This window comes from Streptomyces sp. NPDC002513, from assembly GCF_053595355.1.
On the sequence record NZ_JBSFXK010000101.1, the window covers coordinates 1 to 13,330 of the forward strand.

The following is a 13,330-nucleotide window of genomic DNA, read 5'->3' on the forward strand; positions in this document are numbered from 1 at the left end:
CGCCACCGCCCAGACCTACACCTTCCACACCGAGATCGCGATCATGGAGAAGGGGCTTGCGCCCCGCTCACATCGGTAAACGCAACGGCGTTGCTGAGAAGGCGCACTCGCGATCACTCGGGCTGCGCCCTGGGACCCTGGAGCAGGTCCGCGGTGGCGACGTCCCAGTCGACCTCGGCGAGCTCGTGACCGGCGGGCACCAGCTCGTAGGTGTACTCCAGCCATTCCGACAGCGGAGGCACGGGCAGCTCGAACAGGGCTGCCATGTCCCGGGAGGCCAGCTGGAGCAGCGCGGTGGCCCGGTCCTCCGGGTGCGACGGCCAGATCTGGACGTCACCGAGACGCTCACCGAGTACAGCCCCTGCCGGAGCAGGTCGCGGCCTATCCGCCATATGACGCGCGGGCCGTTCTCGATCAGGAACTCCACGCACACGACCAGGGGGGGACTCCGGGTCGAACCGGAACTCCGCCCTGATGGGCTGCCGGGCGGAGACGTCCAGGACACGCTCGATGTCCAAGATCAGCGCAAGGCTGTCGTACGACCCTGCCCGGGGGGTCCGTACATCCGGTCGGTTGCCGCTCATGACGAGTGAGTCCTTCTCTCTGGCGGATGCTGGCCCGACCCACTCTCGTTCCCGCGGCATCGCCGCACATAAGTAACTTGACCGTCCAACATCCCAGTCGTCGACGTGAAAGGGGCGGCCGCTGCCCGGCAGGCGGACAGCCATCCACCTCGGAGCAGCTCGCGCGGCGCGGCCCCGGACGCGGCGTCGCGGCCTCTCGGCGGCCGCGGGCGGTCAACATTAAGTCATTCGACTGTCGCCCCCGACCTGTGCCTGAACGATCCTGAAAACCGTCGCCCGCGTGCCGGTGCCGGGTGGTCGTCATGCTCGGAGGAACCAGCCGTGAACCGCACTCCCGTCGTCTTCATCCATGGCGCGTGGCTGCACGCGCTCTCCTGGGAGTCATGGGCCGAGCGTTTCGCCAGCCGCGGGTTTCTCGCCTTCACATCCGTCATCTCCGGAGCGAAAGCGCGGACGCACCGGAGGTATCCACGGACCTTCACATTGATCTCGGCTTTCAGAGCGTCCTCCGGAATCGCCCCCGGATTCATGGCGGCGGCGTTGCTCACCAGGATGTCCACGCCGTCGAGCCGGTCCTTCACCGCCGCGGCCATGGCCGTCACCGAGGTGTCGTCGCCCGTGTCGGCCACGACCTCGATGACCTCGGCACCGGTCTCCGCACGCAGAAGCGCCGCCTGTTCCTCGACCTGACTGGCGGACCCGGAAACCAGTGCGACGGACGCGCCTTCCGCCGCGAGAGCCCGCCCGACGGCGAAGGCGATACCGCGGCTTCCGCCGGTGACCACGGCCCGTCGGCCTTCGAGTTGAAGATCCATGGCTCCTTCAAACGCTGTCATTCATGGAAATGCCGATCGCCGACTCGATCATACGTATGAGCAAGCGCGTCAGGGTGAGCGGCAAGTGTGTGTTCCGGGACGGTGCCGGTCCGACAGCGCACTCCTCGTCACCGTCTTGACTGGTGACGCGTGAAAGTGCATGCTGGTGCTCGTCCGAGGCGACAGGCAGGACGCGATCCACGAAGTGGAGAATGGCCATGAAGAAGGAACTCACCACGGACGCCGCCGCGGCGGAACTGCGTCACGCACGGTTCGGCAGGCTTCCCGAGCGCATCCGCTTCGACCAGATGACCCAAGAGGTGGAGGCCGCCCCTGGTGGCGCGAAGGACTCGTTCAACCCCGAGGGCTCCTGGAAGTACTACTCGTGCCTGGCCCTCGACCTGGGTCTGTGACATCCCGCATCGACCGCCGAACCGGTCACGGGCGATACGTTGTCCGTATGGCGGGTGCGCTTCGCGGGGTAGGGGCGGCGGCGTGAGCATGAACCGCGAAGAACGGGGCCTGTACGAAGACGTCATCAGCATCGGCTTCGCCGCCTGACAGTCCGCTTCTCCCGCTTCAGCTCCTGCTCGGCATTGCGGACGTTCTTCTCGGCGACCTCCAGCTCGGTCCGCACGGCCTCCCCTGCAGCGTCATCTGCCGGCGGCGACTGAAGAACCTCCAACTCTGTTAGGAGTTCTTGACCCCGTGGTCAGCCGTGCCGCCAGTGGGTCGGCAAGATCCATAGTGACGCAAAATCTCCCTTGCTCGCAGTCGTGGCCCAGGGAAAGGACGGGGCGCAGACGACGACCCAGACGCCGGCCGAGCAGGCCTTGGCTCGCTCGTACACCACCGGTGACAACAGCGTCAGGTTCAGCATCGCCGATCCCGGCAGCTGTAGTTCTTGATCGGCATGGTGGGGTCAGGTCGCTGCGGCTGCCGTGCTGCGGGACGGCGAACGCCTCGATGCACTGCGACGGAACCCTTCACCGATTCCATGGCGTCCACGGCACGAGGTGCCGGGCCGACTCACCGTGCCAAGGGCACGTGTGAGCGCGCGATGGAGGCCGACCTCCGCTCAACGGGTCACCGGTAAGGGGGACTCGCGGCGGCACCGGTCGGCGGTCCGGAAGTGGCGCCTGTCCCACACCTGCGAAAGGGGCGGCGGTATGACCTAGAAATCCGCGCCTTCCACTGCCTGCCGCGGAGTTGCGTACGACTTCCCCACTCCCAACGGGCAAGCGACTGATGCGGTGGACCGTCTTGCCGTACGGCAGCAGCAGGTTGGCACCCCACTACGCCACCGGAATCACCGGGCATCCGGCCGCTGCCCGACGGCCGCTCATGCTCGACAAGAGGCGCCCGGCGGCGAGGAGCGCACAGCGGATCTGCCCTCTCCGGTCGGTGGGTGCCGCGCCATGTCCAGCGCGGACGCGATGGCCTACATTCATTTGGAGTTGGGCCCGTGGGAAGGCTGCAAGGTTCACCGCATGGCGTGCCCACCGCCCTCTGTGCAACTGCCATCGGGGAGGATGAGTGAGTTCAATCGAGATCGATCAGTCACTCAGGGAATTGTTGAAACGCCGGAGGCTCTTCCTGAGGCCCGTTGCCGGTGGGGGGACCGTCCTCGTGTGTCTGGATGACGGTACGCGGGACGGTTTCGAGGTCGGCCGCGTCGTGGCGGAGAATGGGCCTACGAAATGGACCGTTTACAACCGCAGGCGCCTGCCCGACAACACATTCGACATGTACAAGTCGGAAGGCTTGCCGTGGGAGGGCTTCGAGGAGCAGATCCGCGATGTCCTCAGACTCGCCACGTACGCCGACGTCCTGCGCAGGATAGAGCTGTCCTCGGGTGTGGCTACGACCTACACCGCCGACTTGGGAGAAGAACGGGCCGAGTGGCTTGCGGGGGTCCCTGAACTCGCGGGGTTCCCTGAGCTGGGAGGAATCACCTGGGCAACGGCAGGGTCCGACTCACCGAGTCCGCCGTCGCCTTCCTCCGAAGCCCCTCGAACCCCTTTGCGCTCCAGGGGCTTGACGTCTCTGAATGGGACGACTTGATCATCGACATGGACGGCTACCCCCTGACCCCTGAGGGATAGCCGATTGCGCTCAGCCGAGGGTTCAGCCACTGGCCACCGCCTGGGTCTTGACCGGGCGATCATGTGACCCTGGATCCACCGATCGGTGACCGGAACGGGAGGGCCTGATGCAGTCCGGCAGTGCGCCTGGCTGAGCGGTGCGGCCTGCCCGGTCTGGTCCGGGAGAAGGTCCACCTGACCGGGGCGGGCAACGGGGCCGGCGCAGCGCCGGATGTGAAGGTGATGTCGCTGGTGGCGGGCATGCTCGCCGGAGCGGACAGCATCGACGTACGCCCGCTTCCCCGCGCCGGTGCGCCTGGCCCGCGGGATGCTGTTGAACAGGTTCCGCAGGACCCTCAAGGACCTGGCCGCCGAATGACCCCCGCGCCCGCCGGGGCCGTGCGCCGCCCAGGTCAGGGGGTCAGTGCGCGGCCACGGCGGGCTCGGTCTTCTTGCGGGCGCGGTAGGCAGCGGCCTTGATCTTGTTGCCGCAGGACTCCATGCCGCACCACTGGCGCCGCATGCCCCGGGAGCGGTCGATGTAGACCCGGGTGCACTCGGGGTTGCCGCACTCCTTCATCAGAGGCACGTCCGGGCCGCTGAGCAGTTCGACGGCCTGCCGGGCGACGGTCGCGAGGGCCTGCTCGGAGGTCGCCTCGGTGAACCGTCCGTTCGGGGTGAGCTGCGGTGTCACCGGGGTCCTGCGCGCGGCGGCGTTGACCGCGTCGAGTGCCTCGGGGTCGAAGCCCTCGCCGAGGCGGCGGTCGGTGACGAGCCGGTAGATGGCCTCGCGCAGGGCGGTCGCCTCGCGGACGTCGTCCTCGCTGCCCGGCGCGATCGCGTCCACCAGCCCGGACTCCAGGTACCAGGCATTCAGCCGTTCCGGCGTCACGAACATCTCGAACCGGGTCGAGCGCCGGGCCCGGAGCGTGGCAGCGAAGTCGAGAGCCGGGTGCCCGCATACGAATACATGGTTAAGATTCACATCACCATCTTGACAGGTGACTCCTGTCGAACGCAAGGTTCGTCACCGTTCCAGGGGGTGCCCGCTTGCGCCGATACGACCGGAATCGTACGGCGGCTCGCACGATCCGCAAAGGCCGGGACAGGTGAAGGACACCGGCCGGGGCGCCGGGAAGGCGGCCCGAAACCCCGTACCGGCACAGGTCAGACGGTGGGCCGGGCTGGTTCTGCCGCCTGCTGTCGTTCCCGGCCGGGGGCCAGCCGGAGTTCCCGGCCCTGCCACCGCCGGCGCAGCCAGCGGTCGTGGCTCGCCAGGACGATCGCTCCGGGACCGGGACCCAGCGCGTCCTCCAGTTCGTCGCACAGTGCGGGGGAAAGGTGGTTGGTGGGCTCGTCGAGCAGCAGCAGCTGGGGCGGGCGGGCCACCAGCAGGGCCAGCGCCAGGCGCCTGCGCTGCCCCACGGACAGCTGCCCGACCGGTTTGCCGAGGTCCGCGTCGTGCATCAGACCGAGGGAACGCAGCGGCACCTTCTCGGCCCGCGCCGCTCCCAGTGACAGCCCGTAGGTGTCCCGGACCGTGCGGTCGGGTCGCTCGAACACGGTGTCCTGGGTGAGCAGCCCCACCGTCAGCCTCCGCCGCCGGTGCACCTCGCCCTCCGCGGTGAGATGCCCGGCGAGCACGGCGAGCAGCGTCGACTTGCCCGCCCCGTTGCCGCCCGTGACCAGCAGCCGGTCGGCCGACGACACCTCCAGCTCCGCCAGCGCGAGCCGGCCGGGCACCCGCACCTCGTGCAGCGCCACCAGCGGCTGCGGGCCCTCCTCGGTCCGCGCCGCGAGCTCCCCGCCCGCGAACCGCAGCGGCCGGGGCGGCTCGGCGACCTGGGTGCGCTCCAACTCCTCCAGCCGCCGGGTGGCATCGCGCACCCGCCGGGAGATCGAGTTCTGCACCCGGCCCGCCCGGTGGCCGTAGCCCATCTTCTCGTTGTCGGTACGGCCCCGGTCCGGCGCGACCCGGTGCGCGGTCACGCCCGCCGACTCGCGCAGCGCCGCCAGTTCCTCCTGCTCCTGGGTGTACCGCCGCTCCCAGCGTTCCCGCTCGGCGTGCTTCTGCGACAGGTAGGCGGTGTAGTTGCCGCCGTAGCGGACGGGGCCGTCCACCGCCGGGTCGAGGTCGATCAGGTCGGTGCAGACGGCGTCGAGGAACGCCCGGTCGTGGCTGGCGATCACCACGGTCCCGGGCAGGCCGCGGACCTGCTCCTCCAGGAAGGCGGCGGCGCCGTCGTCCAGGTGGTTGGTCGGCTCGTCCAGGAGCAGCGCCGACGGCCGCCGCACCAGCAGCGCGGCCAGGGCCAGCCGGCCGCGCTGGCCGCCGGAGAGCGTGCCGAGGGTGCGGCCGTGTCCGAAGGCGCCGAGGCCCAGGCCGTCCAGGACCAGGGCGGCACGGCGATCGGCGTCCCAGGACTCCCGGTCCTGGGCCTGTTCCAGCCGCCTGCCGTAGGTGTCGAGGAGTTCCCGGTGGCCGGGGTCGTCCTCCGGGACGAGCGCCAGCCGCTCGCCGAGCCGGTCGAGCTCGGCGAGGTCCTCGCGGGCCTCGCGCAGCGCCTCGTCCAGCACCGCGGCGATCGTCGAGCCGGCGTCGAACGGCATCTCCTGGTGGAGCAAGCCCAGGTCGGCGGGGCGGGCGACGCTCCCCGCGTCGGGTTCGTCGACGCCGGCGAGCACCCGCAGCAGGGTGGACTTGCCGACGCCGTTCTCCCCGATCAGGCCGATGCGGCGGCCGGGGGAGGCGGTCAGGGAGATGCCGTCGAGGACACGACGGCCGCCCAGGCTGCGGACGAGGTCGTGGGCGGGCAGTGCGGGCTGGGGCACAGGGAACCGTCCAACGTGATCGGTGGTCGGCCCGCCGGGCACAGGGCCTCGGACGCGGGCCACGTCACACGCCGACGGCTCACACCGCGGGAGCCCCGGCCTCCGTGAGCGCACCGTCGGCCAGCCGCAGCCAGCGGTTCACCCCGATCTCGGCGAGGAACCGCTCGTCGTGGCTGACCACCATGAAGGCGCCCTGGTAGGAGTTGAGCGCGCTCTCCAGCTGGCCGGCGCTGACCAGGTCGAGGTTGTTGGTGGGTTCGTCGAGCAGCAGCAGATGCGGGGCCGGTTCGGCGCACAGCACACACGCCAGAGTGGCGCGCAGCCGCTCGCCGCCGGAGAGCACCCCGACCGGCAGATGCGCCCGCGCGCCCCGGAAGAGGAAGCGGGCGAGCAGGTTCATCCGCTCCGCCTCGGACCGCTCGGGAGCGAACGCGGCGAAGTTCTCCGCGACGGTGCGGTCCAGGTCCAGCAGGTCCAGGCGCTGCGAGAGGTAGGCGATCCGGCCGTCGTTGCGCTTGATCTCCCCGCCGTCCGGGGCGAGTTCACCGGTGATCAGACGCATCAGGGTGGTCTTTCCGGCCCCGTTGGGCCCGATCAGCGCGATCCGCTCGGGGCCCCGGACGGTCAGGTCGACACCGCCCGCCGCGAACACGTCCCGGTCCCCGAGGCGGACCTGCATGCCCTCGCCGAGGAAGAGATTGCGTCCGGCCGGCACCTGGGTGTCGGGCAGTTCCAGGGTGAGGCGCTGCTCGTCGCGCAGCGCGCGCCCGGCCTGGTCGAGACGGGCCTTGGCCTCGCTGACCCGGGAGGCGTGCATGGTGCCGGACTTGCCCGCGGCCTCCTGCGCGCCGCGCTTCATGTTGCCGGCGAAGATTTTCGGCAGACCGGCGTTCTTGAGGTTCTTGGCGGCGTTGCTCGCGCGGCGCTCGGCGCGCTCGCGGGCCTGCTGCAGCTCCCGCTTCTCCCGCTTCAGCTCCTGCTCGGCGTTGCGGACGTTCTTCTCGGCGACCTCCTGCTCGGCGCGCACGGCCTCCTCATACTCGGTGAAGTTTCCCCCGTAGAAGCGCAGTTCGTCGCTGCCGAGTTCGGCGATGCGCTCCATGCGGTCGAGCAGCGCGCGGTCGTGGCTGACCAGCAGCAGGCAGCCGGAGAAGTCGGAGAGCACGTCGTAGAGCTTGTGCCGGGCCTGAAGATCGAGGTTGTTGGTGGGCTCGTCGAGCAGCAGGACATCGGGTCGCCTGAGCAGCTGGGCGGCGAGGCCGAGGGAGACGACCTGGCCGCCGCTGAGTGTGCTCAGACTGCGGTCCAGGGTGAGGTCGGCGAGGCCGAGGCGATCGAGCTGGGCGCGGGTGCGCTCCTCGATGTCCCAGTCGTCACCGATGGTGGTGAAGTGCTCCTCGCCGACATCGCCGGACTCCACGGCGTCGATGGCGCGGATCACCACGTCGACACCGAGCACCTCGGCGACCGTGAGGTTTCCGGTCAGAGGGAGGCTCTGTGGGAGGTAGCCGAGAGTGCCGCTCACGGACACCGAGCCGGCGGCGGGCTTGAGTTCACCGGCGAGCAGCTTGAGCAGGGTGCTCTTGCCGGAGCCGTTGGGCGCGACCAGACCCGTGCGGCCGGGGGCCACGGTGAAGGACAGGTCGTGGAAGACGGGGGTGTCGTCGGGCCAGGCGAAGGAGAGGTTGGCGCAGACGATGGCGGCGTCGGACATGGAGATGACCTCGAACGATGGGAGGGCAGAGAACAGACCTCTGCCCTGGGCAGACGTGGGAAAAGGGGTACGACGAAACGGACCACGTCAGCGGCGCTCCTGAGCGCCTGCCGGTGGCCGTCAGATCCGGGTCTCACCCGGAGATGTCGTCTTCACCCACCACGTCTGCGACTCCTCGATAGATGGTCGATGTCTCTCGCAGAGTAGCAGCTGTGCGTTCCCGACCGAAATCCGTTCGGCTGCCCGGGGCGCATACATGTGTGCCCACCGGCACATGTGGAGCGGGCGTATGTCGCACCGACCCATTCGTCATGTTGTTGACAGCCCGAAGGCGCTCGTGTCACGATCGTCACTGGTTGAATAGGTGACGGAATTGCGTACGGGTGTGCTCACACGTGTGGGCCCGCTCGGCCGACGCCGCCCCGTGCGGCCGCCCGGCACCGGAATCGTCGCCACCTCGAAGGAGCACACTGACCATGGCAGGAAAGCCGAAGCGGGAGGCCGCCGAGGGCGCACCGGTGGGACGGCGGGCGATGCTGGGCATGCTCGGCGCGGGCGCGGCCGGGCTCGCCGCCGCTCCCTATCTCCAGCGCGGCTGGGAGAACGTCCTCGCCGCCGCCTCCCAGGTCGACGCCACCACGGGCCTGACCGGACTGCTGCCCGATCCCGGCGGCTTCCGGTACTACAGCGTCGTCGGCTCGGTGCCGCGCAAGGACGAGACGAACTACGCGCTGCGGGTCACCGGACTGGTGGAGCGGGCCAGGAGCTACACCCTCGACGCGCTGCGCGCGATGCCGCAGACCCGGGTCGTGCACGACGTCGTGTGCACCGACGGATGGCGGGTGGAGAAGACGCCCTTCGACGGGGTGAGGCTGGCGGACATCCTCGACGACGCCGGGGTGCGCTCCCCGGGCACCGCGGTCCGCTTCACCTGCTTCGACGGCGCCTACAGCGAGAGCCTCACCCGGGAACAGGCCCGTCGCTCGGACGTCCTGGTGGCGCTGAACATGCAGGACAAACCCATCACCCATGAGCACGGCGGCCCCGTCCGCCTCTACGTGGCCCCCATGTATTTCTACAAGTCGGCCAAGTGGCTGTCCGGCATCTCGGTCACCGACAAGGTCGTCCCCGGCTACTGGGAGGAGCGCGGTTATGCGGTCGACGGCTGGCTCGACGACGCCGACCGGCACGGTGACACGGCCTGAAGCGGCCGACCGGGTCCGCCGCTTCACCACCGCCGAACGCTGGGTGCACCGGACCACCGGACTGCTGATGCTGGTGTGCCTGGTCACCGCCGCCTGTCTGTACCTCGGGCCGCTCGCCCAGCTCGTCGGGCGGCGGCACCTGATGGTCACCCTCCACGAGTGGTCCGGCATCTCGCTGCCGCTGCCCTTCCTGCTGGGACTCCTGTCTCCCGCCTTCCGCGCGGACCTGCGCAGGATCAACCGCTTCGCGGTGTACGACCGGCAGTGGCTGCGTGCCGTCCGCAAGCGCCGCAACTGGCCCGAGGCGCGCCCGGCCGGCAAGTTCAACGCGGGCCAGAAGCTCTACGCGGGCTGGATCGCCGGTGCCGTGCTGGTGATGATGTTCACCGGCCTGCTGATGTGGTTCATGGGGCTGCTGCCCTTCATCTCCCGCACCAGTGCGATCTTCGTCCACGACATCCTGGCCTGGGCGATCACCTTCGTCGTGCTCGGGCACATGCGCAAGGCCTTCGAGGACGCGGAGGCGCGACTCGGGATGCGGACCGGATACGTCAGCCGGTCCTGGGCCGAGCGGCACCACTCGCGGTGGTTCGGGGAGGACCGCACGGGTACCGTGTCCGAGGAAGCGGACAAGGTGTGAAGTGTCCTTTGAAAAGGGGCAGGTTCGACCGGAAGGGCTCGTCGACGACGGCTGTGCGCCCGACGCGGCAGACCCCGGCCGGACGGCCGGGGGCACGAGTGGGCCGGGGTGCCCGGCGGCGAGCTGACCGCGGTGCTGTACCGCGCCGTGCAGCAGGCCGCGCATTGTCTGCACGCGGTGGCGGCGGCCGTCTCTCCGCCGGCTCCCGGCGGCGTAGAGCTGTGCGCCGCCATGACCGGCGGCAGCCCGCCGTCCGTCTTCACGCTTCCCGGCCGGATGCCGCTCGACTTCCCGTACGCCTCCACGCGCGCCCTGGCCTCCGGAGGCCAGGCGCTCCTCGCGGACCCCGATTCCCCTCGCCGAACCGCAGAGCGGCGCTCTGGCCTATCCCTGCACCGTCGCCTCGGCCCCGCTGGAGCGGGAAGGCCCGCCGCTTCGGCTCCCTCACCGTGCTGCGCACCGAGAACCGCGGCGGGTGCGACGACGCGGACTGCCCGCGCCGAGCGGCCGGGGCAAGGCCGTGCGGCTGGAGAAGGACACTCCCGGTGCGGACGGCGGCGTGGCAGCTCGCCGTATGACTTAACACATCCTTCACGGGGCCCAGCCGGGGCGCGGGGTGTGCCGACCGTCAACTGACTGATGTGGCCGCGTACGGGGTGCCGCCAGAGTGGGACCGGGCCGAGGGCGTTGGGACGGCCCGCACACCTGAATTCGACTCACCCTCTTTCGTCACCTCTTTAACCGGTGATAAAGTCTGGCTCAGTCTTCGGTGGGCTCGAGGTCGTCTCGGGGCGCATACCGAGGTCACAGAGCTGCACGCGGATGCCTTCGCGGTGAGCCTGTCGGCCCACCTCCACCGTCCTTCTTGCGTGACGTGCATATGTGTTGCCGCAGCCAGGCGCACACCTACTTCTCGGATGGGAAAACAATGAAGAGAGTTCTCACTGTTCTCGCGGCCGGTGTGCCGCTGGCTGCGGCGGTCTACCTGCCGACCGCCTCGGCGGAGCCCCGGACCACCGCCGTCTCCACGGCTGAGGCCTGTGCGGCCCCGTCGGTGGAGGCCCCTTCCGGCACCAAGGTGGAATCCGTGACGGCGGTTCGCCGGACCGGTGGCACCATCCACGGCACCGGCCTCCTCGGCGGCGACGTCTTCGACGTCCCGGCCTTCTGCGAGGTGACGGTCACCCTCACTCACCCGGGCGACAACGACCACGCCAAGGTGCAGACCTGGCTGCCCCTGACGAAGTGGAACGGCCGCTTCCAGGCCATCGGCGGCAGCGCCTACAGCGCCGGGGACAACGGCGTCGGCCTGGCCACCGCCGTCAAGAGCGGCTACGCGGCGACCACCACGGACGCCGGCATCGGTGACGTCCTCGACACCAGCTGGGTGCTGAACAGCAACAGCCAGGTCAACACCGCGTTGTTGAAGAACTTCGCCTCTCGCTCCCAGCACGAGGTCGCGGTCGTCGGCAAGGAGGTCGTGAACGGGGTCTACGGCAAGCGCGCCGCCTTCTCCTACTTCACCGGTTGCTCCACCGGCGGACGCGAGGGCTACATGGAGGCCCAGCGCTACCCCGACGACTACGACGGCATCCTCGCGGACGCGCCCGCCATCAACTGGGACGAGTACGAGGTCGCCACCCTGTGGCCGCAGGTGGTCATGAACAACGAGAAGACCTACCCGACCGACTGCGAGTTCAAGGCCTTCACCAATGCCGCGGTCAAGGCCTGCGACAAGCTCGACGGCGCCCAGGACGGCCTGGTCAACGACGCCTCCCGCTGTGACTTCGACCCGCGCCGGCTGATCGGCACCAAGGTCGTGTGCAACGGCAAGGAGCTGACCATCACCGCGGCCGACGCCGACGTGGTCCGCAAGATCTGGGACGGCCCGCGCACCGCCTCGGGCAAGAAACTGTGGTCCGGCGTCCCGATCGGGGCCGACCTGAGCGGTCTTGCCGGCACGACGGACACCGACGGCACGGTCAAGGGCGCGCCCTTCCCGGTGCCCGCCCTGTGGGTCCAGCTCTTCCTGAAGAAGGACCCGTCCTTCGACGTCTCGAAGATCACCTACAGCGACTTCACCCAGCTGTTCAAGCAGTCCGAGGCTGAGTACGACAAGGTCATCGGCACCGACGACCCGGACCTGTCCGCCTTCCGCGAGTCCGGCGGCAAGCTGATCACCTGGCACGGCGACGCCGACCAGTACATCCCCACCGACGGCACCGTGCAGTACCGCAAGCAGGTCGAGCGGAAGATCGGGAGCGCCAAGAAGACCGACGACTTCTACCGTCTCTTCCTCGCCCCCAACACCGCCCACTGCGGTCTCAACGGCCTCGACGGCTCGACCGACGGCCTGGCCGCGCTGACCTCCTGGGTCGAGCACGACAAGGCGCCCAAGACGCTGCCCGCCACCCTGATCAACGCGGGCAGCGAGCAGGTCGACCGCAACCTGTGCAGCTACCCCGCCGTGTCCCGCTACAAGGGCTACGGAGACCCGGCCCTCGCCTCCAGCTTCCGGTGCGTCTCTCCGTCCCGGCACTGATCGGGCCGGCGAGGACCCTCTGACGCGTAAATACCACGCTGACCTGCGAGCTCACCGGCATCACAGAGGCATCGGTCTCGGCCGGAACGAACCCCACCACGATCCCGAACCGGCAACAGCCCACGTCAGGGCAGACAGAAGCACCTCCGGCGCGCGCCACGGCATTTACCACGCCTCCGGCGCGCACCGAAGGTGCGCTGGATCGCTGACCTGCGTCGGAGGCCCTTTCCGATCTTTCGGGGGCTTGCCGCGTCAGGCGGCGAAAAGTCCCTCGCAAGTCCCTCGGACAGCGCTGAAAGTCCCTGAAAAGTCCCAGGAGTGTGGGGTCGGGGGACGCCTCTGAGCTGGGTCGGATCGATCTATTAGGGTCCGTGCACCGCTCTGCAACTGCCGTGAGGCAAGGACGCGCCCAGCGTCGGGTCGGGCATCCAGAACTGGCCGCGCCAGAGGCCAGGCGGCAGAAACTCAACCCATGCACGCGTCAGCTTCCAACTACGCCACGTGATCCCTCGATTGCCGGAGACGGCAACAGAACGGTGCCGACTCACGCAGGTGAGTCGGCACGGCACCTGATCTCAGAGGTCGATGCAGGCGACCTTGCGGCCCACCTTGAGGTACAGCTCGGCACCTTCAAGTGCCCCTGCCTCGCTCACAACTGCGCCGAACGTCTGCTGGACAGAAGCCTCCGTAAACGGCGTGGCCTGCTGGTCTCCGTCTGACTCGCGGATCAGGCAGAGGCCCTTCTGCTGGGCCACGCGGCGCGCGGCCGAGATGCTTGGAGCGAAGTTCAGCGTGTGGCTGACCAGCGCGCCGAGCGTCTCCTAGATGATCTATTCCAAGGGGTGCCTGTGGAGACGAAAACGAGGGCGTCCAAGATCATGTTGTGACGCACAACTTGGACACCCTCGCGACAG

The 13,330-nt window shown here is 69.2% G+C and carries 11 protein-coding genes and 1 pseudogene; 6 read left to right on the forward strand and 6 right to left on the reverse strand.

All coding sequences use genetic code 11. The features are described 5' to 3' along the window. Positions 1-113 precede the first annotated feature (113 nt). Together ACWD5Q_RS33980 and ACWD5Q_RS33985 are read right to left on the reverse strand one after the other, a co-directional pair. Positions 114-584 (reverse strand): SsgA family sporulation/cell division regulator, encoded by a 471-nt coding sequence (locus ACWD5Q_RS33980; RefSeq protein WP_451430929.1) that lies wholly within the window; start codon positions 582-584, stop codon positions 114-116. Between the two features lie 224 nt (positions 585-808). After that, a complete protein-coding gene (locus ACWD5Q_RS33985) occupies positions 809-1,399 on the reverse strand; it encodes an SDR family NAD(P)-dependent oxidoreductase (protein WP_451430930.1) in 591 nt (196 codons plus the stop codon). A gap of 218 nt (positions 1,400-1,617) precedes the next feature. Between ACWD5Q_RS33985 and ACWD5Q_RS33990 the strand changes: the two genes are divergently transcribed. The 3 genes and pseudogenes from ACWD5Q_RS33990 to ACWD5Q_RS34000 form a co-directional block, all read left to right on the forward strand. Next, positions 1,618-1,812 carry a hypothetical protein gene (locus ACWD5Q_RS33990; protein ID WP_451430931.1) on the forward strand — a complete coding sequence of 65 codons (195 nt, stop codon included), beginning with the start codon at positions 1,618-1,620 and terminating at the stop codon, positions 1,810-1,812. Positions 1,813-2,935: 1,123 nt separating this feature from the next. Then, a complete protein-coding gene (locus ACWD5Q_RS33995; RefSeq protein WP_451430932.1) occupies positions 2,936-3,463 on the forward strand; it encodes a hypothetical protein in 528 nt (175 codons plus the stop codon). A gap of 161 nt (positions 3,464-3,624) precedes the next feature. Continuing rightward, positions 3,625-3,798, forward strand: a pseudogene (locus ACWD5Q_RS34000) (IS1380 family transposase); the annotation flags it as partial. Between the two features lie 106 nt (positions 3,799-3,904). Here the strand turns inward: ACWD5Q_RS34000 and ACWD5Q_RS34005 are convergent. The 3 genes from ACWD5Q_RS34005 to abc-f form a co-directional block, all read right to left on the reverse strand. Further along, a complete protein-coding gene (locus tag ACWD5Q_RS34005; protein WP_451430933.1) occupies positions 3,905-4,468 on the reverse strand; it encodes a CGNR zinc finger domain-containing protein in 564 nt (187 codons plus the stop codon). A 182-nt stretch (positions 4,469-4,650) separates the two neighbouring features. Next, positions 4,651-6,315: an ABC-F family ATP-binding cassette domain-containing protein gene (locus tag ACWD5Q_RS34010; protein WP_451430934.1), complete on the reverse strand. Its 1,665-nt coding sequence runs from the start codon at positions 6,313-6,315 to the stop codon at positions 4,651-4,653. A gap of 79 nt (positions 6,316-6,394) precedes the next feature. Further along, the gene (gene abc-f / locus ACWD5Q_RS34015) at positions 6,395-8,029 is read right to left on the reverse strand and encodes a ribosomal protection-like ABC-F family protein (protein WP_451430935.1); all 1,635 of its coding nucleotides are present in this window, start codon (positions 8,027-8,029) and stop codon (positions 6,395-6,397) included. Between the two features lie 476 nt (positions 8,030-8,505). Here abc-f and ACWD5Q_RS34020 point away from each other — a divergent pair, with 476 nt between their 5' ends. From ACWD5Q_RS34020 to ACWD5Q_RS34030, 3 genes are all read left to right on the forward strand, one after another. Then, the gene (locus ACWD5Q_RS34020) at positions 8,506-9,234 is read left to right on the forward strand and encodes a molybdopterin-dependent oxidoreductase (RefSeq protein ID WP_451430936.1); all 729 of its coding nucleotides are present in this window, start codon (positions 8,506-8,508) and stop codon (positions 9,232-9,234) included. Continuing rightward, a complete protein-coding gene (locus tag ACWD5Q_RS34025; RefSeq protein WP_451430937.1) occupies positions 9,182-9,874 on the forward strand; it encodes a cytochrome b/b6 domain-containing protein in 693 nt (230 codons plus the stop codon). Before ACWD5Q_RS34020 ends, ACWD5Q_RS34025 begins: the two co-directional genes overlap by 53 nt. Before the next feature lie 928 nt (positions 9,875-10,802). After that, complete coding sequence (locus ACWD5Q_RS34030; RefSeq protein WP_451430938.1) at positions 10,803-12,416, forward strand: tannase/feruloyl esterase family alpha/beta hydrolase; 1,614 nt, start codon at positions 10,803-10,805, stop codon at positions 12,414-12,416. Positions 12,417-12,991: 575 nt separating this feature from the next. Here ACWD5Q_RS34030 and ACWD5Q_RS34035 read toward each other — a convergent pair. After that, on the reverse strand, positions 12,992-13,171 hold the full coding sequence (locus ACWD5Q_RS34035; protein WP_451430939.1) for a hypothetical protein: 180 nt from the start codon (positions 13,169-13,171) through the stop codon (positions 12,992-12,994). Between the last annotated feature and the right edge of the window lie 159 nt (positions 13,172-13,330).

What these genes read in the sequence shown, in the direction of transcription:
- ACWD5Q_RS34020 (WP_451430936.1), top strand. Translation starts at nt 8,506, where the DNA reads ATGGCAGGAAAGCCGAAGCGGGAGGCCGCCGAGGGCGCACCGGTGGGA.
- ACWD5Q_RS33985 (WP_451430930.1), bottom strand. Translation starts at nt 1,399, where the DNA reads ATGGATCTTCAACTCGAAGGCCGACGGGCCGTGGTCACCGGCGGAAGC.
- ACWD5Q_RS34030 (WP_451430938.1), top strand. Translation starts at nt 10,803, where the DNA reads ATGAAGAGAGTTCTCACTGTTCTCGCGGCCGGTGTGCCGCTGGCTGCG.
- ACWD5Q_RS33980 (WP_451430929.1), bottom strand. Translation starts at nt 584, where the DNA reads ATGAGCGGCAACCGACCGGATGTACGGACCCCCCGGGCAGGGTCGTAC.
- abc-f (WP_451430935.1), bottom strand. Translation starts at nt 8,029, where the DNA reads ATGTCCGACGCCGCCATCGTCTGCGCCAACCTCTCCTTCGCCTGGCCC.
- ACWD5Q_RS34025 (WP_451430937.1), top strand. Translation starts at nt 9,182, where the DNA reads ATGCGGTCGACGGCTGGCTCGACGACGCCGACCGGCACGGTGACACGG.
- ACWD5Q_RS33990 (WP_451430931.1), top strand. Translation starts at nt 1,618, where the DNA reads ATGAAGAAGGAACTCACCACGGACGCCGCCGCGGCGGAACTGCGTCAC.